Origin of the sequence: Pseudomonas sp. BN414 (genome assembly GCF_029871275.1) — a bacterium.
In the GTDB taxonomy this organism is placed as follows: Bacteria; Pseudomonadota; Gammaproteobacteria; order Pseudomonadales; family Pseudomonadaceae; genus Metapseudomonas; species Metapseudomonas resinovorans_C.
The window spans coordinates 66301-88656 of record NZ_SSOL01000079.1 but is presented as its reverse complement, the minus strand read 5'-3'; the positions used below and the strand labels follow the sequence as shown (position 1 = coordinate 88656).

Genomic DNA, 22356 nt, shown 5'->3' with positions numbered 1-22356 from the left:
GACCTTGCAGGAAGTGGGAAAAATGCCGCGTTTGATGCCATATATGCCGGGTTCTTGCCGAATCAGCCCAGCGACTTGGCGGCTTCTACCGGCTTGCACAGCAGCCAGTCATGGAGCAGCGAGCGCAGTTCCTCGAACTTGACCGGTTTGGCCATGTAGTCGCTCATCCCGGCGGCCAGGCAGCGCTCGCGGTCGCCACTGTGGCTGTGGGCTGTGATGGCCAGCACCGGCAGGTCGGCGCAGCCGGGCATCGCACGCAGGGCCCGGCAGGTGGCGAAGCCGTCCATCACCGGCATCTGACAGTCCATGAGCACGGCGTGAACGGAATCGCGGCGAATCTGTTCCAGCGCTTCGGCGCCGTTGTCCGCGGTGAGCACGCGATAGCCAAGCTTGAGCAACATGCCGCGAGTCACCAACTGGTTGATGGCGTTGTCTTCCACCACCAGCACGGTGCACTGCTCCGGCCGGCGCAGGGGCTGGCCGCCGGGACGGCGCGCGGGCAGGACCTGGCTCTGCACCGGCAATGACAGCTTGAGCTCGAGGGTGAAGGTACTGCCGCGCCCGGGCTGGGACTGATGGGAGAGCTTGCCGCCGAGGAGCGTCACCAGTTGATCGCTGAGGGCGAGTCCGATGCCGAGGCCGCCGTATTCGCGGGTCATGGAGCCATCGAGCTGGTAGAAGCGCCGGTAGATCAGGCCATCTGGCGGGGTGGAGAAACCGATGCCGGTGTCCACGACGTCGATGTGCAGTGCCAGTTCGCCGTCGGCCGGTTCATGACCGCTGACTCGCAAGCCAACGCTGCCACGGCTGGTGAACTTGATGGCGTTGTCCAGTAGATAGCCCAGGGCCTGGGCCAACTTGCCGGCGTCCCCTTCGAGGGTGTCCGGGAGCCGGTGATCGAGGTCCAGTTCGAAGACCAGCCCCTTTTCCACCGCGCGCAGACCGTACTGCACCCGCAGGCTGTCCATCAGCCCGCGCAGACTGAATGGCTCGCGTCGCGGGTAGAGCTTGCCGGCCTGCAGTTCGGTCATGGCGAGGATGTCGTTGACCAGGCGCATCATGTCCCGCGCCGAGCCAGAGGCGGTTCGCTGGTACTGCTCCAGCTCCTCGTGCAACGGCAACGTCTGCATCAGTTCCAGGGAACCGATGACGCCATTCATCGGCGTGCGCAGCTCGTGGGTGACCGTGGCGAGGAATTCGTCCTTGAGACGGTTGCTGTTGGCCAGCTCCTGGTTGAGCGCCTCCAGCTTGCGGCCGGCGTCCTGGAGGATGCGCGTGCGCTCTTCCTTCATGGCATTGATACGGTCGGCCAGGGCGAGGGACAGCAACCCCACTTCCAGCGCCGAACCAATCTGGCTGGCGTACATGGTGAGGAAGACGTTGGGCAGGTAGCCCAGCACCATCAGCGTGTTGATGGCGCCGCCGATAAGGAAGGCGCTCCAGGCGATGATGAAATAACGCGCCACGCGCATTCCGCGCAGCCAGGCCAACACGCCGGCAGCGAAGATCACCACGGTAAAGATCAGCGCCAGCGAAGTGGCCAGCCGCAGGGCCAGGCCGTAGCTGGCCGTCAGCGCCAGGACCATCGCCAGCCCGCCGAACGCCATCAGTCCGAGCAGCGCACGGTCGACCCAGGGACTGTGGTCGGCCGTATGCAGGAAGCTGCGCGCGAACTGGCAGCCGAACAGCGCCGCCGAACCGATCAGGAAGGGTGTCGCCGCATTGGCCCACCAGGGGTTGTCCGGCCAGAAGTACTGGATGCCGGCGCCGTTGACGGAAATCTGGTAGAGGCCGAACGAACCTATATAAAGGATGTAATAGAGGTAGCTGGTGTCGCGAACGCTGAGGTAGATGAACAAGTTGTAGAAGAGCATCACCAGCAGCACGCCGTAGATGATGCCCAGTACATAGATGCGTTCCGGCTGTTCCTCTACGAAGGCCTGGGGTGACCAGAGCGTCAGCGGCGCCTGGATGGAGCCTTCGCTCTGCAGGCGCAGGTAGATGCGCTTGGGCTGGTTGGATTGCAGGGGAATGCTGAAGACGTAGTTGTTCTGCCTGATCTGCCGACTGTCGAACGGCAGCGCGTCGCCAGTGCGTTGGGCGAGACGGTAACCTCCGTGGTCGTCCGGAAGATAGAGATCGAGACGGTCCAGTGGCGGGTAGGCCAGCTCCAGCAGCCAGTTCTGCTGGTCGCTCCGGCCATGCGACTGGTAATCCAGGTCGATGCGTAACCAGAAGACGGAGTGCGAATAGCCGGCATTGAGCACGGGCATTTCATGGCGGCGGAAATTGCTGTCCAGGGCCGGGGACGTGATGTCATCGATCTCGGCATCACCACGAACGTCTTCGAACACGTCCATGTGCTGGCCCAGCGGGAGACTGCGCAGCTGCTCGTCGAATTGCACGGCATTGGCCAGGCCGGCGAGCAGGTAAAGGCAGAGGAAAAAGAGGGTACGCATGCAGCCCCGCAGTGGCCTACTGACCGCGTCCGGGAGCCCCACCTCCTTATCCGACGCGCCACCCTGGGCCAGGTTGTTCGAAAAGTGCACTCTAGCACAGCGCAAGGCGGCTGAAAGCTGCACATTGCCATCACAATGGAACAGCTCTATTCCGGTGCTTTCAGCCGCACCAGCAGGACCCTTCGCGCTCCTCCTGAGGCATAGCGCCGCCGGTGCGGCCCGGCGAGGTGATTAGTGGTAAGCTCGCCGACCATGAAAACGACCAACTCTCGCCCCGTAGTCCTCTGCCTTTCCGGCCACGACCCCAGTGGTGGCGCCGGCCTCCAGGCGGACATCGAAGCCCTGATCGCACAAGGCTGCCACGCCGCCCCGGCCGTGACCGCCCTGACTGTGCAGGATACCGTCAACGTTTCCGACTTCCGCGTCCTCGACCGCGAATGGGTGCTGGCCCAGGCCAATGCCGTGATCGCTGACCTGCCGGTAGCCGCCGTCAAGCTGGGCATGCTCGGCTCGGTGCAGATGGTCGAGACCGTCGTGGAAATCATGCAATCCCTCCCCGGCATCCCGCTGGTCTGCGACCCGGTACTGCGTGCCGGCGGCGGCGGCGCGCTGGGCAAGGACGAAGTGGGTTACGCGATCCGCGAGCGCCTGCTCCCGGTAGCCGCCATCGCCACCCCGAACCTGCCGGAAGCGCGCATCCTCGCCGAACTGCCTGAAGGCACCCCGGACGAGTGCGCGGAGAAGCTCCTGCCCTTCTGCCGCAACTTGCTGATTACCGGCGGCCATGGCGACGAGCACGAAGTGCACAACCGCCTGTACACCCAGGATGGCCAGCGCTTCACCTATACCTGCCAGCGCCTGCCCGGCAGCTACCACGGCTCGGGCTGCACCCTGGCCAGCGCCCTCGCCGGCCGCCTGGCCCTGGGCGAAGAGCTGTCCAGCGCGGTACGTAGCGCCCTCGACTACACCTGGCGCACCCTGCGCGATGCCGAACAACCCGGTCACGGCCAGTACGTGCCGCGCCGCCTGCCGCTGGATTTCTGCCAATGAAACTGCGCGGCCTCTACGCCATCACCGACAGCCAGTTACTGGCCGGCGGCAAGTTGCTGCCCTACGTCGAAGCGGCCCTGAAGGGCGGCGCCAAGCTGCTGCAGTACCGTGACAAGTCCAGCGACGAGGCTCGACGCCTGCGCGAAGCCGAAGCCCTTGGTGAGTTGTGCACCCGTTATGGCGCCCAGCTGATCATCAACGATGACGCCGAACTGGCCGCACGCCTGGGCGTCGGCCTGCACCTGGGCCAGGGCGACGGTTCCCTGGCTGCAGCACGCGCCCTGCTCGGCCGCCAGGCCATCATCGGCGGCACCTGCCACGCCAGCCTCGACCTGGCCGCCGCGGCAATCAAGGAAGGTGCCAGCTACATCGCCTTCGGCCGCTTCTACAATTCCCAGACCAAGCCGGGCGCACCCGCAGCCACCCTGGACCTGCTGGAGCAGGCCAGGCAGCGCTTCCAGTCGCCGATCGTCGCCATCGGCGGCGTGACCCTGGAAAACGCCCCCGAGCTGATCAACCGCGGCGCCAGCATGGTGGCGGTGATCCACGCACTGTTCGGCGCCGATTCGGCCGCCGAGGTGGAACGCCGCGCGCGTGCCTTCAGCGCCCTGTTCGACGCCGCCTGACCCCGAATTCGCTTGAAAGAGAGACCTGCCATGTCCCGTTCCGAAACCCTCTTCGCCAACGCCCAGAAACATATCCCTGGTGGCGTCAACTCGCCGGTCCGCGCCTTCAAGAGCGTCGGCGGCACCCCGCTGTTCTTCAAGCACGCGGAAGGCGCCTATGTGACGGACGAGGACGACAAGCGCTACGTGGACTATGTCGGTTCCTGGGGTCCGATGATCCTCGGTCACAGCCATCCGGACGTGCTGGACGCAGTACGCAAGCAGCTGGACCACGGTCTGTCCTACGGCGCACCGACCGCGCTGGAAGTGGAAATGGCCGATCTGGTCTGCTCCCTGGTGCCGTCCATGGAGATGGTGCGCATGGTCAGCTCCGGCACCGAAGCTACCATGAGCGCCATTCGCCTGGCCCGTGGCTTCACCGGTCGCGACAGCATCATCAAGTTCGAAGGCTGCTACCACGGCCACTCCGACTCCCTGCTGGTGAAAGCCGGTTCCGGCGCCCTGACCCTGGGCGTACCGAGCTCGCCCGGCGTGCCTGCGGCCTTCGCCCAGCACACCCTGACCCTGCCCTTCAACGACATCGACGCCGTTGAAAAGACCCTCGCCGACGTGGGCAACGAAGTCGCCTGCATCATCGTCGAGCCGGTGGCCGGCAACATGAACTGCGTACCGCCGGCACCCGGCTTCCTCGAAGGCCTGCGCACCCTGTGCGACAAGCACGGCGTGGTGCTGATCTTCGACGAAGTGATGACCGGTTTCCGCGTCGCCCTCAGCGGCGCCCAGGCCCACTACGGCATCACCCCGGACCTGTCCACCTTCGGCAAGATCATCGGTGGCGGGATGCCGGTCGGCTGCTTCGGCGGCAAGCGCGAGATCATGTCGCACATCGCCCCGCTGGGCCCGGTCTACCAGGCCGGCACCCTGTCCGGTAACCCGCTGGCCATGGCCGCCGGCCTGACCACCCTGAAGCTGATCAGCCGCCCCGGCTTCCACGCCGAGCTGACTGATTACACCACCCGCATGCTCGACGGCCTGCAACAGCGCGCCGATGCCGCTGGCATCCCCTTCGTCACTACCCAGGCAGGCGGCATGTTCGGCCTCTACTTCAGTGGTGCTGACGACATCGTTACCTTCCAGGACGTAATGGCCAGCGATGCGGATCGCTTCAAGCGCTTCTTCCACCTGATGCTGGATGGCGGCGTCTACCTGGCACCGAGCGCCTATGAAGCAGGCTTCACCTCCATCGCCCACGGCGACCAGGAGTTGGCGATCACCCTGGACGCAGCCGAGCGCGCCTTCGCCAAACTGAAACAGGCTTGATGCAATACAGCACCGCCCTCTCCGACGGCATCCTCGCCCTCGCCTGCCTGGTCAGCGCCTTTGCGCTGCTCCGGGCCGGCAAGGGGTTCGCCGACGAAGAGCGGCCGGCCTGGTCATGCGCCCTGCTCGGGCTGCTGATCCCGGCGGCTGCAGCCCTGTGCGGGGTGGTGCGCTTTTCTATTGACCCGTCCTGGCGCGAGGCCCACAGCCTGCTCAGCCATGCCGGCACCTTCCTCGCCTTGCCGCTGGTCGCCTCGGCGATCTTCGCCTTCTCCCGCAACCTGACCTGGAGCCAGGTCTCGTGGGGGTGCCTGGTGATCGGCCTATGCGTGATATTCGAGCTGGCCCGGCGAACCGGATTGCTTGCCGAGTACCGACTGCTGCTCAGCCTCACCGCGTTCACCCTGATCCTGCTGGCAGGCCTTGGCAGGCTGCCGGAGTGGATTTCGCCAGCGCTGGCGGCCTTCGCCATCGTGGGCTTGTTCCTGGTGGCCGGATTGCTGGTGGGGACCGAGGGCGTTATCGGCCCTTTACTCCGGGTCGATCTGTTCCACGCCCTTCTCACGCCCGCCTACCCGCTGATGGCCTGGCTGCTCCTGCAACTTCGCGACACAGTGCCAAGCGCAAACAAAGTAAAGGCTTTGTAAGATCGGCCCCGCTTATTTCATAATGTGACGGTCGGCGCGTTTCTCGCCGGCCGGGCATGATGCCCGCACTGCTTCCGAGGCACTGTGATCCCCATGAACCGCACCGGCCGCACCCTTATCCTGGGCTGCCTGTTGCTCTTCCAGCCACTGCTGGCCAATGCCGGCGGTAACTCCCTGCTGATCCCAGCCACCGGGCGCTGCAACCTGAACAGCCTGCCGGAAAACCTTTCGGAAGCCATTTCCGCTTGCCAACAAGCTGCCAAGGGCGGCGACGCTGAAGCCCAGTACGAGCTTGGCGAGTTCTATTACGACGGCAAACGCACTCCGCGCGATCTCGCCCAGTCCCTGCAATGGTTCGAGCAGGCCTCTCTCAAGGGACACGCCCAGGCGCAACTGCGACTGGGCAACATGTTCTTCCGGGGCGAAGGCGTACCGGCCAATAACGTGCAGGCGTACATCGTGCTGAAGATGGCTGCGGTGAACGGTTCGGACGAGGCGATGGACAGTGCCGACCTGGTGGCCGCGCAAATGCGTTCTGACGAGCTGGAAATCGCCACCCAGGTACTCGGGCAGATCTTCCGCAACTACCTGCTGGAACTACAGGCTGCCGACGGCGGCTCGCCCTTCTCGCCTCTGCCCTGAACCCGGGCAGCGGCACCCATCAAGCGATGCGACTTACTTCTCCGGCATTGGCATGGGGAATGGCATCACGTTGCCGCCCCCTCGCGCTTCGCTGATCTTCGGCGTGCCAAGGCGCTCCACTTCATCGATGCGGATGATCGAATGCATCGGCAGGAAACTGCGGACCACGCCTTCGAACTGAGCCTTGAGCTTCTCCTCGCTGGGATCGACCACCACCTGGGTACGCTCGCCAAAGACGAACTCCTCCACCTCCAGGAAGCCCCAAAGATCACTCTGGTAGATCTGCTTGGCGTACATCTCGTACACCTGGCCCTGGTTCAGGAAGATCACCTTGTAGATCGGGGCGGGCTTGCTCATGGGAAGTCGGCGGGTCGTCGCGGGGGAATTTCGGGGGCGCAGATCATAGCATAGCCGCCAGGCAGCCGGCGCTAGGAACACTGAGGGCATGGCGATTATAATGCTCGGTTCTTCGAACCACCTGATTCAAAAGCGAATGGCCAAGAAGCTCTATATCGAAACCCACGGCTGCCAGATGAACGAGTACGACTCGTCGCGCATGGTCGACTTGCTCGGCGAGCATCAGGCGCTGGAAGTCACCGAACACGCTGAAGAAGCCGACGTGATTCTGCTCAACACCTGCTCGATCCGCGAGAAGGCGCAGGAGAAGGTGTTCTCGAAACTTGGCCAGTGGCGCGAGCTCAAGCGGCAGAACCCGGAGCTGGTCATCGGCGTGGGTGGCTGCGTAGCGAGCCAGGAAGGCGCCGCCATCCGCGAACGCGCGCCCTATGTAGACGTCGTCTTCGGCCCGCAGACCCTGCACCGTCTGCCGGAAATGATCGACGCCGCACGGGTCACCCGCAAACCCCAGGTGGACATCAGCTTCCCGGAAATCGAGAAGTTCGACCGACTACCCGAGCCCCGCGTCGATGGCCCCAGCGCCTTCGTCTCGGTCATGGAAGGCTGCAGCAAGTACTGCACTTTCTGTGTGGTGCCCTACACACGCGGCGAGGAAGTCAGCCGTCCGTTCGACGACGTATTGGCCGAAGTCATCCACCTGGCCGAGAACGGCGTATGTGAAGTGACCCTGCTGGGCCAGAACGTCAACGGCTATCGCGGCCTGACCCATGATGGCCGCATCGCCGACTTCGCCGAGCTGATCCGCGTGGTGGCCGCCGTCGATGGTATCGAACGCATTCGCTACACCACTTCGCACCCGCTGGAGTTCTCCGACGCGCTGATCCAGGCCCACGCAGACGTGCCGGAACTGGTGAAGTTCGTCCACCTGCCCGTGCAGGCGGGCTCCGATCGCATCCTCGCGGCCATGAAGCGAAATCACACCGCACTGGAGTACAAGTCGCGCATCCGCAAGCTGAAGGCGGCAGTGCCAGACATCTGCATCAGCTCGGACTTCATCGTCGGTTTCCCCGGCGAGACCGACAAGGACTTCGAGGCCACCATGAAACTGGTGGAAGAAGTCGGCTTCGACTTCTCCTTCTCCTTCATCTACAGCTCGCGCCCCGGCACCCCTGCTGCGGATCTGCTGGATGACACGCCGGAAGACGTCAAGAAGCAGCGCCTCCAGATCCTGCAGACACGCATCCACCAGCAGGGTTACGAGATTAGCCGACGAATGGTCGGCAGCGTCCAGCGCATCCTCGTCAGCGACTATTCCAAGAAGGACCCGGGCATGCTCCAGGGCCGTACGGAGAACAACCGCATCGTCAACTTCCGCAGCGCCAACCCGCGCCTGATCGGACAGTTCGTCGATGTGCACATCGACGATGCGCTGCCCCATTCCCTGCGTGGCAGCCTGCTCGAAGAAAGCCCGCACTGATCGACCTTCGGGGTCCGCGCTTTTCGAGGCGGGCCACCGGAGTTATTCTGCATGACATCCCATTCCTACCGCCCAAGGGCGAACACACGACATTGAACGCCTCCCTGGATCTGCACCGCTTCACCCTGGAACCCTTTGAAGCCCGCCGCTTCGCCAATCTGTGCGGCCAACTCGACGAGCACCTGCGCTTGATCGAGCAACGCATGGCGATCGAAATCCGCAACCGCGGCAACCAGTTCGAACTGGTCGGCGACCCGCAACTCACCCGTGCAACGGAAAACCTCCTGCGCCGCCTCTATCGCGAAACCGAGGCCATCGAGCTGTCGCCCGACATGGTGCATCTCTTCCTGCGCGAAACGGGCATGGAAGAAGCGGCCAATCCGAAGACCGAGGCTGTGAGCCTGCGCACCCGCAAGGGCAATATCCGCCCCCGCGGCGCCAACCAGCAGCGCTACGTGAAGTCGATCCTCGATCACGACATCAACTTCGGCATCGGCCCGGCCGGCACCGGCAAGACCTACCTGGCCGTGGCCTGCGCCGTGGACGCCCTGGAGCGCGAGCAAATCCGCCGCATCCTGCTGGTGCGCCCGGCGGTCGAGGCCGGCGAGAAGCTCGGCTTCCTCCCCGGCGACCTGTCCCAGAAGATCGACCCCTACCTGCGCCCGCTCTATGACGCCCTCTACGAGATGCTCGGCTTCGACCACGTCGCCAAACTGATCGAGAAGCAGGTGATCGAGGTCGCACCGTTGGCCTACATGCGCGGCCGCACCCTTAACAACAGCTTCATCATTCTCGACGAGAGTCAGAACACCACCCTCGAGCAGATGAAGATGTTCCTGACCCGTATCGGCTTCGGTTCCACAGCGGTCATCACCGGCGACATCACCCAGATCGACCTGCCGCGCGGCACGAAATCCGGGCTGATCCACGTGATCGACGTGCTGCGTGACGTGCCGGGGATCAGCTTCACCCACTTCAAGTCCCAGGACGTGGTTCGCCATCCGCTGGTCCAGCGCATCGTGGAAGCCTACGACCGCTTCGACAGCCGTCAGCAACCCGCCAAGGCCAAACCTGCCGACAACGACCCGGGCGCCATAGACGACAATGCTTGAACTCGACCTGCAACTCGCCAGCGAGGCCCAGGGCCTGCCGAGCGAGGAGGACTTCCGTCGCTGGTGCGAACTGGCCCTGCGTCAGCGCAGCGCCGATTCCGAACTGACCATCCGACTGGTGGACGAGCCCGAGGGGCGCGAACTCAATCGCACCTGGCGCCACAAGGACTACGCTACCAACGTACTCTCCTTCCCTGCGGACGTGCCGGACGAGTTGCTGGATATCCCGCTGCTCGGCGACCTGGTGATCTGCGCGCCGGTGGTCGCCCGGGAAGCCTCGGAACAGGGCAAGACCCTGGAAGCGCACTGGGCGCACCTGGTCATCCACGGCTGCCTGCACCTGCTCGGCTATGACCACATCGAGGATGAGGAAGCCGAGGAAATGGAAGCATTGGAACGGGAATTGCTGGCTGAACTTGGCCACCCCGACCCTTACATAGACGACGAAGACCAATAAGAAGCACCGAGCAAAGGACATATGAGCGAAGATCGATCGAGTAACGGGCACAGGTCCTGGCTGGAAAAGCTGACCCAGGCCTTTGCCCATGAACCGAAAAGCCGCCAGGAGCTCCTCGAGCTGCTGCGCGAGGCCCACCAGAACAAGCTGCTCGATAGCGAAGCGCTGTCGATCGTCGAAGGGGCCATTCAGGTCGCCGACCTGCAGGTGCGCGACATCATGGTGCCGCGCTCGCAGATGATCAGCATCAAGGCCAACCAGACGCCGAAGGAGTTCCTCCCGGCGATCATCGACGCCGCCCACTCCCGCTACCCGGTCATCGGCGAAAGCCTCGATGACGTCATGGGCATCCTCCTGGCCAAGGACCTGCTGCCGCTGATCCTCCAGGACAACGGCCAGGCCTTCAACGTCAAGGACCTGCTGCGTCCGGCCACCTTCGTGCCCGAATCCAAGCGCCTCAACGTGCTGCTGCGTGAATTCCGCGCCAATCACAACCACATGGCCGTGGTCATCGACGAATACGGTGGCGTGGCGGGCCTGGTGACCATCGAGGACGTGCTGGAGCAGATCGTCGGCGACATCGAAGACGAGCACGATGTCGAGGAAGACAGCTACATCAAGCCATTGCCCAGCGGCGACTTCATCGTCAAGGCACTGACCCCGGTGGATGCCTTCAACGAATTCTTCGAGACCGACTTCTCCGAGGACGAGTTCGATACCGTCGGCGGCCTGGTCATGGGCGCCTTCGGACACCTGCCCAAGCGCAACGAAACCACCGAGATCGGCGAATTCCGCTTCCGCGTGCTCAACGCCGACAGCCGCCGCATTCATCTGCTGCGCCTCTCCCCGCTGTCCCATTGATTCGCGCGCGCCCCTCCACAGCGGAGGGGCGCCCGTGGATAATCGCGCCCCGAGCCGGCAACAAAAGGCTCGCCCCGCACCTCTCCAGCTCCCTATCCGCCCAAGGACCGAGCATGAACTGGATCACCCGCCCCGGCTGGCCGGGCAACCTGCTGGCCCTCGCCGCTGGCGCCCTTACACCCCTGGCGTTCGCCCCCTTCGATTTCTGGCCTCTGGAACTGCTGTCGCTCGCCCTCTTCTACCTGGGCCTGCGCGACCTGACGCCCAAGGCCGCGTTCTGGCGTGGCTGGTGGTATGGCCTCGGCCTGTTCCTCACCGGCACCGGCTGGATTTACGTCAGCATCCACGACTACGGCGCGGCTTCCGTGCCACTGGCCGCGTTCCTCACCGTCGGCTTCAGTGCTGGCGTGGCGCTGTTCTTCGCCCTGCCCGCCGCAATCTGGGCGCGCTGGCTGCGCCGTAGCGAGGCGGCCCTGGCCGATACCCTGGCCTTCGCCGCGCTGTGGCTGGTCCAGGAGGCATTTCGTGGCTGGTTCCTCACCGGCTTCCCATGGCTTTACGCCGGCTACAGCCAGCTGGACGGCCCGCTGTCGGGCCTGGCGCCGGTCGGTGGTGTCTGGCTGGTGTCCTTCGCCCTGGCGCTGACCGCAGCCCTGCTGGTGAACCTGGCTCGCCTGCGCAGCCGTCCTGCATTCCTGGGGGCCGGTATCGCCCTGCTGATCGCGCCCTGGGCAGTCGGCCTGGCGCTCAAGGGCCATGCCTGGACCCAGCCCGCCGGCGCGCCGCTGAAGATTGCGGCCATGCAGGGCAACATCGAGCAGAACCTGAAGTGGGACCCGGAGCAGCTCAACGCCCAGCTCGCGCTTTATCGCGACATGACCTTCAGCTCGCAGAAGGCCGACCTGATCATCTGGCCGGAAACCGCGGTACCGGTGCTCAAGGAATTCGTCGACGGCTACCTCGGCGTGATGAGCCGTTTCGCCAACGATCGGCAGTCCGCGCTGATCACCGGCGTCCCGATCCGCCAGGCCAACGAACGCGGCGAGAAGCGCTACTACAACGGGATCACCGTGGTCGGCCAGGGTGAGGGCACCTACCTCAAGCAGAAGCTGGTGCCCTTCGGCGAATACGTTCCGCTGCAGGAAGTTCTGCGCGGGCTGATCGCCTTCTTCGACCTGCCGATGTCCGACTTCGCCCGTGGCGACTCCGATCAGGGTCCGCTGATGGCCAAGGGATACCGAATCGCCCCGTATATCTGCTACGAAGTGGTCTATCCCGAGTTCGCCGCCGATCTGGCCGCACAGAGCGACATCCTGCTGACCGTCAGCAACGACACCTGGTTCGGCACCTCCATCGGCCCGCTGCAACACCTGCAGATGGCGCAGATGCGTGCCCTGGAAGCCGGCCGCTGGATGATCCGCGCGACCAACAATGGCGTGACCGTGCTGATCGACCCCTTCGGCAAGGTCACCGAAGGCATCCCGCAATTCCAGCAAGGCGTGCTCTACGGAGAAGTCCTGCCCATGCAGGGCCTGACGCCCTACCTGCAGTGGCGCGCCTGGCCGCTGGTGATTCTCTGCGGCCTGCTCTTCGCCTGGGCGCTGATGGCCAGCCGAATCGCCAAGACGGTGTAACCACCCTGTAGGAGCGAGCTTGCTCGCGAATGATCGCAAGCAAGCTCGCTCCTACATGAAGAAGACCCAGCGCTCAGTCGTACGCCAGCGGATAGGCCAGCAACCCCACGGCCTCGTTGAGCAACATCCCGTTCTGCCAGACCGCTTTGGCCTCTGGCAACCAGCCGCCCGCCGGCCGGCCGTTGGGAACGCCGAGATAGCCCATCGGGGCCGCCACCACCTCGAATCCGGCCTGCTCGAAACACCAGCGGGCCCGGGGCATGTGGGACGCCTGGGTCACCAGCAGCACGCGACGGACGCCTGCCGGCTCGAGCAACTTCGCACTGAAGGTGGCGTTTTCCCAGGTGGTTCGGCTCTCCCCTTCCTGCCATCGCACGTCCACGCCGAAATCCCGCTTGAGCGTATCGGCCATGATCTTCGCCTCGGTGGGAGGTTCACCAAAGTGCAGGCCGCCACTGGTCAGCAGCGGCAGGCCGCTGGCACGCGCCAGGCGTGCGGCATAGCGCAGGCGTTCCAAGGCCACGGGAGACGGCTGGTCCGCTCCCCAGGCGGGGTCGTCACGGTCCCGGCCGCCTCCCAGCACCACGATCGCATCCACCCGCCCGGCCAACTGCGTCCATTCCGACTCAGGCAGCGGAGCATCACGCTCGAGTGCCCTGGCCGACCACTCGACCACGATCGGCAGGCTCATCAACCAGAGCCCCCCAAGCCCCACGACGAAGCAGGTCAGTGACAGGCGCGGCATGCGCCGGCGCAGCCACCAGGCCAGCAGGAGCAACAGGAGAAGACCGCCAGGCGGCAGCAGGAATTGCTTGATGATGTAACGAATTGGCATGGGCACCTCCAGGGTGCCCGGAGACTAGCGGGGATTGGATGTCCGGAAAAGCTGCGAACCGCAGGACATGCACGCCTGCACACCCTGGCCGCGCTGCCAGATGGCAGGTGTACCGCACATGGCGCAGCAGAGCTGCTGGCGGCGCTTGAACATGGGTTTGGGCTTGAGAGCGAAACTCTTGGGTGGCCCGTTGTCGCCACGCGGAGATCGACGGGGTAATTGCTCGATGGCTGCCAGCTCCTCGGCGGCCGCGTGCCAGCCGCGCAGCCAACGCATGTCCCGATCCAGATAAGCGCGGATAAGCTCCATCTCGGCGGGGGTCAGTCCCTTCAGCTCCAACTCGAGCGGTTCCTCGTCGCGCAAGCGAACCGCCGTATCGGCCTCATCCAGTGCCAGGGCCAACCGGTGCAACAACCGTTCATAGGGCCCGTTCCCTGCTTCCGTCCGCCGCAACTCACCCATCCCAACACCTCGAAAACACGTAAACGCTTGCCTTGCTTATGAAAAGCTTAGCGTTCGGTTCCCTGCTGCAAGGTGCCCGCGACAAACGGCGCCGGTATTGGCGACGGACGTCCACCCGTGCATTCAGGGTTTCCCTCGGTCGGCGGGGGTCATGTATGCTACGTCGCTTGAATTTCCTTTTCCTCCAGGGTCCGACGCCACGGCCACGGCCAGCGCAACCGGCCCCAGGGAACTCCATCCTCCAGCGCCAGTAGCCATGCACGAACAGTATCAGCCCCGCGAAATCGAAGCCGCCGCGCAAGCCCACTGGGACGCGCATAAATCCTTTGAAGTGAGTGAGCAGCCCGGCAAGGACACCTTCTATTGCCTGTCGATGTTCCCCTACCCGAGCGGCAAGCTACACATGGGGCACGTGCGCAACTACACCATCGGCGACGTAATCGCCCGCTACCAGCGCATGCTCGGCAAGAACGTTCTGCAGCCCATGGGCTGGGACGCCTTCGGCATGCCGGCGGAAAACGCCGCGATGAAGAACAACGTCGCGCCGGCCAAGTGGACCTACGAGAACATCGACTACATGAAGACCCAGCTGAAAAGCCTGGGCCTCGCCATCGACTGGTCCCGTGAAGTCACCACCTGCAAGCCCGACTACTACCGCTGGGAACAGTGGCTGTTCACCAAGCTGTTCGAAAAGGGCGTGATCTATCGCAAGAACGGCACCGTCAACTGGGACCCGGCGGACCAGACGGTCCTCGCCAACGAGCAGGTCATCGACGGTCGCGGCTGGCGCTCCGGTGCGCTGGTAGAGAAACGCGAAATCCCGATGTACTACTTCAAGATCACCGCGTACGCGGATGAACTCTTGAGCAGCCTCGACGACCTGGACGGCTGGCCCGAGCAGGTCAAGACCATGCAGCGCAACTGGATCGGCAAGTCGCGCGGCATGGAAGTCAGCTTCCCCTACGACCAGGCCAGCATCGGCCAGGCCGGCGCGATGAAGGTCTTCACCACCCGTCCGGATACCCTGATGGGCGCCACCTACGTGGCTGTCGCAGCCGAGCACCCGCTGGCGACCCTCGCCGTGCAGAAGCTGCCGGCTGACAAGGCCGCTGAACTGCAAGCCTTCATCGATGAGTGCAAGCGCGGCGGCGTTGCCGAAGCCGACATCGCCACTCAGGAGAAGAAAGGCCTGCCCACGCCGCTGTTCGTCGAGCACCCGCTGACCGGCGACAAGCTCCCGGTCTGGGTCGCCAACTATGTCCTGATGAACTACGGCGAAGGCGCTGTGATGGCCGTGCCGGCCCACGACGAGCGCGACTTCGCCTTCGCGCACAAGTACGACCTGCCGATGAAAGCGGTGGTGCGCACCTCCGCCGGCGACGAAACCCCGTCCCCGTGGCAGGACGCCTACGGCGAGCATGGCCAACTGATCAATTCCGGCGAATTCGACGGCCTGGACTACCAGGGTGCCTTCGACGCCATCGAAGTCGCCCTGCAGAAGAAAGGCCTGGGCCAGGCCCGCACCCAGTTCCGCCTGCGCGACTGGGGCATCAGCCGCCAGCGCTACTGGGGCTGCCCGATCCCGATCATCCACTGCCCGAACTGCGGCGACGTACCGGTGCCGGAAGACCAGCTGCCGGTCGTCCTTCCCGAAGACGTGGTACCGGACGGCGCCGGCAGCCCGCTGGCGAAGATGCCCGAGTTCTACGCTTGCACCTGCCCGAAATGCGGCACCGCAGCCAAGCGCGAAACCGACACCATGGACACCTTCGTGGAAAGCTCCTGGTACTTCGCCCGCTATGCCTCGCCGAACTACGACCAGGGCATGGTCGACCCGGCCGCAGCCAACCACTGGCTGCCCGTGGACCAGTACATCGGTGGCATCGAACACGCCATCCTGCACCTGCTCTACGCACGCTTCTTCCACAAGCTGATGCGTGACGAAGGCCTGGTCAGCTCCGACGAGCCGTTCAAGAACCTGCTCACCCAGGGCATGGTCGTCGCGGATACCTACTATCGCGTTGCAGCCAATGGCGGCAAGGACTGGTTCAACCCGGCCGATGTCGAAGTCGAGCGCGACGCCAAGGCCAAGGTCATCGGCGCCCGCCTGAAGACCGACGGCCTGCCGGTGGAAATCGGCGGCACCGAGAAGATGTCCAAGTCGAAGAACAACGGCGTGGACCCGCAGGCGATGATCGACCAGTACGGCGCCGACACCTGCCGCCTGTTCATGATGTTCGCCTCGCCGCCGGACATGAGCCTGGAATGGTCCGACTCCGGCGTAGAAGGCGCCAGCCGCTTCCTGCGTCGCGTCTGGCGTCTGGCCCAGGCCCACGTCGCTGCCGGCCAGCCGTCCACCCTGGATCGCAGCGCCCTGAACGACGAGCAGAAGGCCGTGCATCGCTCCATCCACCTGGCCATCAAGCAGGCCAGCCAGGATATTGGCCAGAACCACAAGTTCAACACCGCCATCGCCGCCGTGATGACCCTGATGAACGTCCTGGAAAAGGCCCCGCAAGCCAACGCCGAAGACCGCGCCCTGCTGCAGGAAGGCCTGGAAGCCATCGCCCTGCTGCTGGCGCCCATCACTCCGCACATCAGCCATGAGCTCTGGCGCGAACTGGGCCACACCGATGCTGCCATCGACGCTGCCTGGCCCACCGTGGACGAAGCCGCCCTGGTGCAGGACAGCCTGCAACTGGTCGTGCAGGTCAACGGCAAGCTGCGTGGCCATATCGAAGTGCCGGCAGACGCCAGCCGCGAAGCGGTGGAAGCCGCTGCGCGCGCCAACGAGAACGTGCTGCGCTTCACCGACGGCCTGACCATCCGCAAGGTCATCGTGGTGCCCGGCAAACTGGTCAATATCGTCGCCAACTGATCGAAGCCGGCGCCCTCCTCCGGGAGTGGCGCCGGACTGCTCGCAAGGGGAAAGCAAGAAATGAAGAAACGGAATCTGCTGGTCCTGGGCCTTACCGTGCTGCTGAGTGCGTGTGGCTTTCAACTGCGCGGCACCGGTGACGCCCAGTTCGCCCTGGATGAATTGGACGTAACCGCTCGCAACCAGTACGGCCAGACCATCAAGGAAATGCGCGAGGCGCTGGAAAGCAACGGGGTGAACGTCCATGCCGGCGCTCCTTACACCCTGGTGCTGGCCCGCGAGGACGAGAGCCAGCGGACCGCTTCCTACACCTCCGGTGCACGCAGCGCGGAATACGAGCTGACCAAGACCCTGCAGTACGAGATCCGCGGCAACAACGACCTGCTGCTGATGAACGACAAGCTGACCGTACAGAAGTACTACGTATTCGACAGCAACAACCTGATCGGCTCCGATCAGGAAGCGGCCCAGCTGCGTCAGGAAATGCGTCAGGAAATGGTTCAGCAGATGCTCATGCGCCTGCAGCTCATCACCCCGGCCCAACTCGACCAGCTGCAGCAGACTGCAGAAGCCAAGGCCAAGGCCGAAGCCGAAGCCCTGGAAGCCGCACGCCAGGCCGAGAAGGCCCAGCAGCCGCAGCAGTCTCCGCTGCAATTGCCCATCCAGTGAGTAAAAGGGGCCGCCAAAGCGGCCCCTGTCATTTGCGCCTATGAAACTCAATCCCGCACAACTGGGCAAACACCTACAGGGCCAACTGGCGCCTGTGTACGTCGTCAGCGGCGATGAGCCGCTGCTCTGCCAGGAGGCCTGCGACGCAATCCGCGCCAGCGTTCGTGCGCGGGATTTCAGCGAGCGCCAGGTATTCAACGCCGAGGCCAACTTCGATTGGGGCTTGCTGCTGGAAGCCGGCGCCAGCCTGTCGTTGTTCGCCGAGAAACGTCTGCTGGAAGTGCGCCTGCCCTCGGGCAAGCCAGGGGACAAGGGCGCCGCCGCGTTGCTGGAATACCTTTCCCGCCCGCCGGAAGACACAGTGCTGCTGCTCAGCTTGCCCAAGCTCGACGGCAGCACCCAAAAGACCAAATGGGCCAAGGCCCTGATCGACGGCGCCGACGCCCAGTTCATTCAGATCTGGCCCATCGAGGCCCACAACCTGCCGCAGTGGATACGCCAACGCCTTTCCCAGGCTGGCCTCGCCGCCAACCAGGAAGCGGTTGATCTGATCGCTGCCCGGGTCGAAGGCAACCTGCTGGCCGCCGCCCAGGAAATCGAGAAGCTCAAATTGCTTGCGGAGGGCGGCCAGGTGGATGCCGCCACCGTACAGGCCGCCGTCGCTGACAGCGCCCGTTTCGATGTCTTCGGCCTGATCGACGCGGCCCTCAATGGCGAGCCCGCCCACACCCTGCGGACGCTGGAAGGCCTGCGCGGCGAAGGCGTGGAGCCTCCCGTGATCCTCTGGGCGCTGGCCCGCGAGCTGCGCCTGCTGGGTGGACTGGCCCAGCAATACAGCCAGGGTGTGCCGCTGGAGAAAGCCTTTGCGGCAGCCCGTCCACCCGTCTGGGACAAGCGCCGCCCGTTGGTCACCCGCGCCCTGCAACGTCACCCGGCGTCACGCTGGAACCTGTTGCTGCAGGATGCCCAGCGGATCGACGCGCAGATCAAGGGCCAGGCCCCCGGCGACCCCTGGAACGGACTCGCTCGTCTTGCCCTGCTGCTGGCCGGCCAGCGCCTGCCGCTGTCGGCGGAATGACTGGACATTTTCTGATCAGCGTCCGATGATGCGCCGCCCGCACTGAGGCGGGCTCCATCGAGGATCGACCATGGCCAAGAAACGCAAGCCAGGCGCACCCAACCGCGCCAAAACCCTGGTAGCCCAACCCCTCTTCCGCTGCCGCCAGGAAAAACCCATGAAGGGCAAAGGAAGTTACCGCCGCGAAGCCTCCCACGATTGGGAGGCTTCGTCGCTTATAGCGGTCTGAAATGGCTCGGACATGTTAAGGTCGCGACTTGATTCGTCTGCCTCGAGACTCGCGTATGTTCGATGCCCCCGCCCCCGGCCTGATGTTCCGCAGCCTGGCCGTGGCCTCTGCCCTCACCCTGCTCAGCTCCTGCGCCGATGCCCCGGCCCAGAAATCCGCTACTGCTCCCCTGCCTCAGGCGACCCAGCCCGCCAGTAAACCCGCTGCAACGCCCGCGCAGATTCCTGTGCAGATGCCCACCATCAGCTTCAGCGCGTGGCGCGATGGTTTCCGCCGCGAAGCCCTGGCCCAAGGCATCGACGCCAGCCTCTTCGACCGAGCCTTCGCCGGCATCACTCCCGATCCGAGCGTGATCACCGCAGACCGCAGCCAACCCGAGTTCACCCGGCCGGTGTGGGAGTACCTGGAAGGCGCCATCTCGCCCTATCGCGTGCGCAAGGGTCAGGCGCTGATAACGGAGAACGCCGCGACGCTGGACGCCATCGAGCAACGCTTCGGCGTGGACCGCGAGCCACTGGTGGCCATCTGGGGCATGGAGAGCAGCTTCGGCCAGTTCATGGGCGACAAGTCGGTGATCCGTTCCCTGGCGACCCTGGCCTACGAAGGCCGTCGCCCCGAGTTCGCCCACGCGCAGCTCCTGGCCGCCTTGCAGATCCTCCAGCACGGCGACATCCAGCCCGACAGCATGCTGGGGTCCTGGGCGGGCGCCATGGGACAGACCCAGTTCATCCCGACCACCTACAACAGCCATGCCGTGGACTTCGATGGCGATGGTCGCCGCGACATCTGGAACTCCTCGGCCGATGCCCTGGCCTCCGCCGCCCACTATCTGCAGGCGTCGGGCTGGCGCAAAGGCCAACCCGCTGCACTGCAGGTGCAGTTGCCACAAGGCTTCGACTACGCCCACGCGGACGGCGACATCCGTAAGTCGGTGGCGCAATGGCAAGCGATGGGCGTACAAGTCGGTCCGCAAGGCGCGAGCCTCGGCAACAACAGCGCCTCCCTGCTACTCCCGGCCGGCCATCGCGGTCCGGCTTTCCTCGTGCTGGACAACTTCCGCGCCATCCTCAAATACAACAACTCCTCGTCCTACGCCCTGGCGGTCAGCCTGCTGGGCGAGCGCTTCGATGGCGGTGGCCAACTCACCGGCAGCTGGCCTCGCGACGAGCGTCCGCTGAGCCGCAGCGAGCGGGTGGAGTTGCAGGAGTCCCTGGCGGGTGCCGGCTACAACCCCGGCGCGGCGGACGGCATCATCGGCGCCAATACCCGCAAGGCGATCCGTGTTTACCAGCAACGCCTGGGGTGGCCGGCGGATGGCTATCCCAACCTGGATCTGCTCAAGCAATTGCGTGAGGGGCGCTGAAGCGCCCTGCCCTTTTTGCGGCTGCCGCACGCGCCCGCCACCAGACGGCTGCGAGTTCGTGCAAACGCCTTTGTGATAAACTGCGCCACCCCTTTTTGCCCCTGCGGCAGCCACGGAGCCACCAGCGGAGCCCGATTTCCGATGTCCGATACAGACTCGTCCAAACACGTCGCGAGCGGCGAAAAGTTCCGTACTGCTCAGGGCATCACCGCAATCAAGGATGGCCAGAAGCGCCGTGCCTCGGCCGAACCCCAGGTGTTCGAGCCCAAGCCCAAGTGGTTGCGGGTAAAGGCACCGGGCGGCAGCCGTTTCGAAGCGGTCAAGCGCAACGTCGGCGAGCATCGCCTGAGCACCGTGTGCCAGGAATCGCACTGCCCGAACATGGGTGAGTGCTGGTCCAACGGCACCGCCACCATCATGCTGATGGGCTCGGTCTGTACCCGCGCCTGCCGCTTCTGCGCCGTGGACACCGGCAACCCCAATGGCTGGCTGGATCTGGAAGAGCCGCAGAACACCGCCAAGTCGGTCGAGCTGATGGCGCTGCGCTATATCGTGCTGACCTCGGTGGATCGCGACGATCTGGACGATGGCGGCGCCAGCCACTACGCCGCTTGCGTACGCGCCATCAAGGCAAACACTCCTCAGGTGGTCGTGGAAGCCCTGACCCCCGACTTCGATGGCGACCACCTGGCCATCGAACGCGTCGTGGATTCCGGCCTGGAGGTGTTCGCGCAGAACGTCGAGACGGTCAAACGCCTGACCCATGTCGTGCGCGACCCGCGCGCGGGCTACGAGAAGACCCTGCGCGTGCTGGAGCACGCCAAGCGCCACCGTCCGGACGTGCTGACCAAGACCAGCCTGATGCTGGGTCTGGGCGAGACGGACGAGGAAATCATCGAAACCATGGATGACCTGCGCGCAATCGGCGTGGACATCCTGACCCTCGGCCAGTACCTGCAACCCACTCGCAACCACCTGCCGGTGAAGCGCTGGGTCAGCCCGGAAGAGTTCAACCGCTTCCGCGATATCGGCCTGGAAAAGGGTTTCATGGAAGTCGCAGCCGGTCCGCTGGTGCGTTCCAGCTACCGGGCTGACCGGGTGTTCGAGAAGAACAACCTGGGTTTGGCGGCGCCGGTGCCGGTACCTGGCCAGGCCCTCGATCCGAGCATCATTCCCGCACTCAATCTGGGCTAAGCCAGCCCGCGAGTGCAGCAAGGCTGGAAACAAAACGGCCCCCTCTTCCGATGGAAGAGGGGGCCGTCGTTTTTTCCGGGGAGTCTGCGACTACTGCGGGTAGCCCAATCGGCGGCGCAGTGCCTGCTCCAGGCGCTGGGCAACCTCGTCGAGCTGCGGCGGCGTGTCGATCAGGTCCTTGAGCTGCACCATCTTCAATCCGGCGTAACCACAGGGATTGATCCGCCAGAACGGCGACAGGTCCATGTCGACGTTGAGCGCCAGGCCGTGGAAGGAGCAGCCGCGGCTGACCCTCAGTCCCAGTGAGGCGATCTTGTCGCCGTTCACGTAGACGCCAGGAGCGTCTGCCTTGGGCGCCGCCTCGACGCCGTAGGCAGCCAGCACATCGACCAGGCTCTGCTCCAGGGCGGTCACCAGCTCACGCACACCCAGTCCCAGGCGACGCAGATCCAACATCACATAGGCCACCAACTGGCCAGGGCCGTGGTAGGTAACCTGGCCACCGCGCTCGACCTGGATGACCGGGATGTCTCCCGTCTCCAGCAGGTGTTCGGCCTTGCCGGCCTGGCCCTGGGTGAACACGCGAGGATGCTGCAGCAGCCAGATTTCGTCGGGCGACTGCGCATCGCGTTCGGTGGTCAGTCGGCGCATCGCTTCCAGGGTCGGCAGGTAGTCCACCAACCCCAGATGACGCACGATGAGTTCGGCGGACGCCACTAGAGGACCATGTGCACGCGGCCGGTGGCGCGCAGGTCGACATGGATCGCTTGCAGTTGGTCGACGCCGGTAGCGGTGATCAGTACCTGCACCGAGAGGAAACGACCATTGCGGCTATCGCGCACCACGAGGGTGCCGGCATCGAGGTCGGGCGCGTGGCGCCGGATGATTTCGATCACCAGGTCGGAGAAACCATCGAAGGAATCGCCGATCACCTTGATGGGATAGCGCTCGCAGGGAAACTCGATTTTCGGGGGTTGTACGTCAGGGGTATCGGTCATGGCAGCGG

General features: G+C 64.7%; 22 protein-coding genes. 16 read left to right on the top strand and 6 right to left on the bottom strand.

Annotated elements, in window-relative coordinates; all coding sequences use genetic code 11:
• Positions 1-62: 62 nt before the first annotated feature.
• Entirely contained in the window at positions 63-2459 is a 2397-nt protein-coding gene (locus E8E95_RS28230; protein WP_280355586.1) for a hybrid sensor histidine kinase/response regulator, read from the bottom strand.
• 252 nt (positions 2460-2711) lie between these two features.
• Here E8E95_RS28230 and E8E95_RS28225 point away from each other — a divergent pair, with 252 nt between their 5' ends.
• From E8E95_RS28225 to E8E95_RS28205, 5 genes are all read left to right on the top strand, one after another.
• Complete coding sequence (locus E8E95_RS28225; protein ID WP_280355584.1) at positions 2712-3509, top strand: hydroxymethylpyrimidine/phosphomethylpyrimidine kinase; 798 nt, start codon at positions 2712-2714, stop codon at positions 3507-3509.
• Positions 3506-4135, top strand: a complete 630-nt coding sequence (gene thiE / locus E8E95_RS28220; protein ID WP_280355583.1) for a thiamine phosphate synthase — start codon at positions 3506-3508, stop codon at positions 4133-4135. The genes E8E95_RS28225 and thiE overlap by 4 nt, the downstream gene beginning before the upstream one ends.
• A 30-nt stretch (positions 4136-4165) precedes the next feature.
• Positions 4166-5455: a glutamate-1-semialdehyde 2,1-aminomutase gene (hemL, locus tag E8E95_RS28215; RefSeq protein WP_280355582.1), complete on the top strand. Its 1290-nt coding sequence runs from the start codon at positions 4166-4168 to the stop codon at positions 5453-5455.
• A complete protein-coding gene (locus E8E95_RS28210) occupies positions 5455-6102 on the top strand; it encodes a hypothetical protein (RefSeq protein ID WP_280355580.1) in 648 nt (215 codons plus the stop codon). Before hemL ends, E8E95_RS28210 begins: the two co-directional genes overlap by 1 nt.
• Before the next feature lie 93 nt (positions 6103-6195).
• The gene (locus E8E95_RS28205) at positions 6196-6744 is read left to right on the top strand and encodes a tetratricopeptide repeat protein (protein ID WP_077525195.1); all 549 of its coding nucleotides are present in this window, start codon (positions 6196-6198) and stop codon (positions 6742-6744) included.
• 33 nt (positions 6745-6777) lie between these two features.
• Here the strand turns inward: E8E95_RS28205 and E8E95_RS28200 are convergent, their stop codons facing one another.
• Entirely contained in the window at positions 6778-7101 is a 324-nt protein-coding gene (locus tag E8E95_RS28200) for a DUF1820 family protein (protein WP_077525196.1), read from the bottom strand.
• A 136-nt stretch (positions 7102-7237) separates the two neighbouring features.
• Here E8E95_RS28200 and miaB point away from each other — a divergent pair, with 136 nt between their 5' ends.
• From miaB to lnt, 5 genes are all read left to right on the top strand, one after another.
• Complete coding sequence (gene miaB / locus E8E95_RS28195) at positions 7238-8578, top strand: tRNA (N6-isopentenyl adenosine(37)-C2)-methylthiotransferase MiaB (RefSeq protein ID WP_280356179.1); 1341 nt, start codon at positions 7238-7240, stop codon at positions 8576-8578.
• Positions 8579-8670: 92 nt separating this feature from the next.
• A complete protein-coding gene (locus E8E95_RS28190) occupies positions 8671-9690 on the top strand; it encodes a PhoH family protein (protein WP_179061069.1) in 1020 nt (339 codons plus the stop codon).
• Complete coding sequence (gene ybeY, locus E8E95_RS28185) at positions 9683-10147, top strand: rRNA maturation RNase YbeY (protein ID WP_179061068.1); 465 nt, start codon at positions 9683-9685, stop codon at positions 10145-10147. Before E8E95_RS28190 ends, ybeY begins: the two co-directional genes overlap by 8 nt.
• 21 nt (positions 10148-10168) lie before the next feature.
• Positions 10169-11008, top strand: coding sequence for an HlyC/CorC family transporter (locus E8E95_RS28180; RefSeq protein WP_280355576.1), 840 nt, complete (start codon positions 10169-10171; stop codon positions 11006-11008).
• A 113-nt stretch (positions 11009-11121) separates the two neighbouring features.
• Positions 11122-12642: an apolipoprotein N-acyltransferase gene (gene lnt / locus E8E95_RS28175; RefSeq protein WP_280355574.1), complete on the top strand. Its 1521-nt coding sequence runs from the start codon at positions 11122-11124 to the stop codon at positions 12640-12642.
• 73 nt (positions 12643-12715) lie between these two features.
• Here the strand turns inward: lnt and E8E95_RS28170 are convergent, their stop codons facing one another.
• Both E8E95_RS28170 and E8E95_RS28165 read right to left on the bottom strand, forming a co-directional pair.
• Positions 12716-13477: a YdcF family protein gene (locus E8E95_RS28170; protein ID WP_280355572.1), complete on the bottom strand. Its 762-nt coding sequence runs from the start codon at positions 13475-13477 to the stop codon at positions 12716-12718.
• A 24-nt stretch (positions 13478-13501) separates the two neighbouring features.
• Positions 13502-13939: a hypothetical protein gene (locus E8E95_RS28165; protein WP_280355570.1), complete on the bottom strand. Its 438-nt coding sequence runs from the start codon at positions 13937-13939 to the stop codon at positions 13502-13504.
• 256 nt (positions 13940-14195) lie between these two features.
• Here E8E95_RS28165 and leuS point away from each other — a divergent pair, with 256 nt between their 5' ends.
• The 6 genes from leuS to lipA all read left to right on the top strand — a co-directional run bounded on the left by leuS (position 14196) and on the right by lipA (position 21350).
• Complete coding sequence (leuS, locus tag E8E95_RS28160; protein ID WP_280355569.1) at positions 14196-16817, top strand: leucine--tRNA ligase; 2622 nt, start codon at positions 14196-14198, stop codon at positions 16815-16817.
• Positions 16818-16877: 60 nt separating this feature from the next.
• The gene (lptE, locus tag E8E95_RS28155) at positions 16878-17486 is read left to right on the top strand and encodes an LPS assembly lipoprotein LptE (RefSeq protein ID WP_280355568.1); all 609 of its coding nucleotides are present in this window, start codon (positions 16878-16880) and stop codon (positions 17484-17486) included.
• Between the two features lie 40 nt (positions 17487-17526).
• Positions 17527-18564, top strand: coding sequence for a DNA polymerase III subunit delta (gene holA, locus E8E95_RS28150; RefSeq protein ID WP_280355566.1), 1038 nt, complete (start codon positions 17527-17529; stop codon positions 18562-18564).
• A gap of 70 nt (positions 18565-18634) precedes the next feature.
• Positions 18635-18793, top strand: coding sequence for an alternative ribosome rescue factor ArfA (gene arfA / locus E8E95_RS28145; protein ID WP_077525206.1), 159 nt, complete (start codon positions 18635-18637; stop codon positions 18791-18793).
• A 55-nt stretch (positions 18794-18848) separates the two neighbouring features.
• Positions 18849-20156 (top strand): lytic murein transglycosylase, encoded by a 1308-nt coding sequence (locus E8E95_RS28140; RefSeq protein WP_280355564.1) that lies wholly within the window; start codon positions 18849-18851, stop codon positions 20154-20156.
• Positions 20157-20297: 141 nt separating this feature from the next.
• Entirely contained in the window at positions 20298-21350 is a 1053-nt protein-coding gene (lipA, locus tag E8E95_RS28135) for a lipoyl synthase (RefSeq protein ID WP_179061059.1), read from the top strand.
• Positions 21351-21440: 90 nt separating this feature from the next.
• On the opposite strand, the gene lipB is transcribed toward lipA, so the two are convergent.
• Both lipB and E8E95_RS28125 read right to left on the bottom strand, forming a co-directional pair.
• A complete protein-coding gene (gene lipB, locus E8E95_RS28130) occupies positions 21441-22067 on the bottom strand; it encodes a lipoyl(octanoyl) transferase LipB (RefSeq protein WP_280355562.1) in 627 nt (208 codons plus the stop codon).
• Positions 22067-22348, bottom strand: coding sequence for a DUF493 domain-containing protein (locus E8E95_RS28125; RefSeq protein ID WP_077525210.1), 282 nt, complete (start codon positions 22346-22348; stop codon positions 22067-22069). Before E8E95_RS28125 ends, lipB begins: the two co-directional genes overlap by 1 nt.
• Positions 22349-22356: the final 8 nt, after the last annotated feature.

Bases quoted from the DNA above. Each gene is read 5' to 3' on its own strand.
- E8E95_RS28230 (WP_280355586.1), bottom strand. From the start codon at position 2,459: ATGCGTACCCTCTTTTTCCTCTGCCTTTACCTGCTCGCCGGCCTGGCC.
- E8E95_RS28225 (WP_280355584.1), top strand. From the start codon at position 2,712: ATGAAAACGACCAACTCTCGCCCCGTAGTCCTCTGCCTTTCCGGCCAC.
- thiE (WP_280355583.1), top strand. From the start codon at position 3,506: ATGAAACTGCGCGGCCTCTACGCCATCACCGACAGCCAGTTACTGGCC.
- hemL (WP_280355582.1), top strand. From the start codon at position 4,166: ATGTCCCGTTCCGAAACCCTCTTCGCCAACGCCCAGAAACATATCCCT.
- E8E95_RS28210 (WP_280355580.1), top strand. From the start codon at position 5,455: ATGCAATACAGCACCGCCCTCTCCGACGGCATCCTCGCCCTCGCCTGC.
- E8E95_RS28205 (WP_077525195.1), top strand. From the start codon at position 6,196: ATGAACCGCACCGGCCGCACCCTTATCCTGGGCTGCCTGTTGCTCTTC.
- E8E95_RS28200 (WP_077525196.1), bottom strand. From the start codon at position 7,101: ATGAGCAAGCCCGCCCCGATCTACAAGGTGATCTTCCTGAACCAGGGC.
- miaB (WP_280356179.1), top strand. From the start codon at position 7,238: ATGGCCAAGAAGCTCTATATCGAAACCCACGGCTGCCAGATGAACGAG.
- ybeY (WP_179061068.1), top strand. From the start codon at position 9,683: ATGCTTGAACTCGACCTGCAACTCGCCAGCGAGGCCCAGGGCCTGCCG.
- E8E95_RS28180 (WP_280355576.1), top strand. From the start codon at position 10,169: ATGAGCGAAGATCGATCGAGTAACGGGCACAGGTCCTGGCTGGAAAAG.
- lnt (WP_280355574.1), top strand. From the start codon at position 11,122: ATGAACTGGATCACCCGCCCCGGCTGGCCGGGCAACCTGCTGGCCCTC.
- E8E95_RS28170 (WP_280355572.1), bottom strand. From the start codon at position 13,477: ATGCCAATTCGTTACATCATCAAGCAATTCCTGCTGCCGCCTGGCGGT.
- E8E95_RS28165 (WP_280355570.1), bottom strand. From the start codon at position 13,939: ATGGGTGAGTTGCGGCGGACGGAAGCAGGGAACGGGCCCTATGAACGG.
- leuS (WP_280355569.1), top strand. From the start codon at position 14,196: ATGCACGAACAGTATCAGCCCCGCGAAATCGAAGCCGCCGCGCAAGCC.
- lptE (WP_280355568.1), top strand. From the start codon at position 16,878: ATGAAGAAACGGAATCTGCTGGTCCTGGGCCTTACCGTGCTGCTGAGT.
- holA (WP_280355566.1), top strand. From the start codon at position 17,527: ATGAAACTCAATCCCGCACAACTGGGCAAACACCTACAGGGCCAACTG.
- arfA (WP_077525206.1), top strand. From the start codon at position 18,635: ATGGCCAAGAAACGCAAGCCAGGCGCACCCAACCGCGCCAAAACCCTG.
- E8E95_RS28140 (WP_280355564.1), top strand. From the start codon at position 18,849: ATGTTCGATGCCCCCGCCCCCGGCCTGATGTTCCGCAGCCTGGCCGTG.
- lipA (WP_179061059.1), top strand. From the start codon at position 20,298: ATGTCCGATACAGACTCGTCCAAACACGTCGCGAGCGGCGAAAAGTTC.
- E8E95_RS28125 (WP_077525210.1), bottom strand. From the start codon at position 22,348: ATGACCGATACCCCTGACGTACAACCCCCGAAAATCGAGTTTCCCTGC.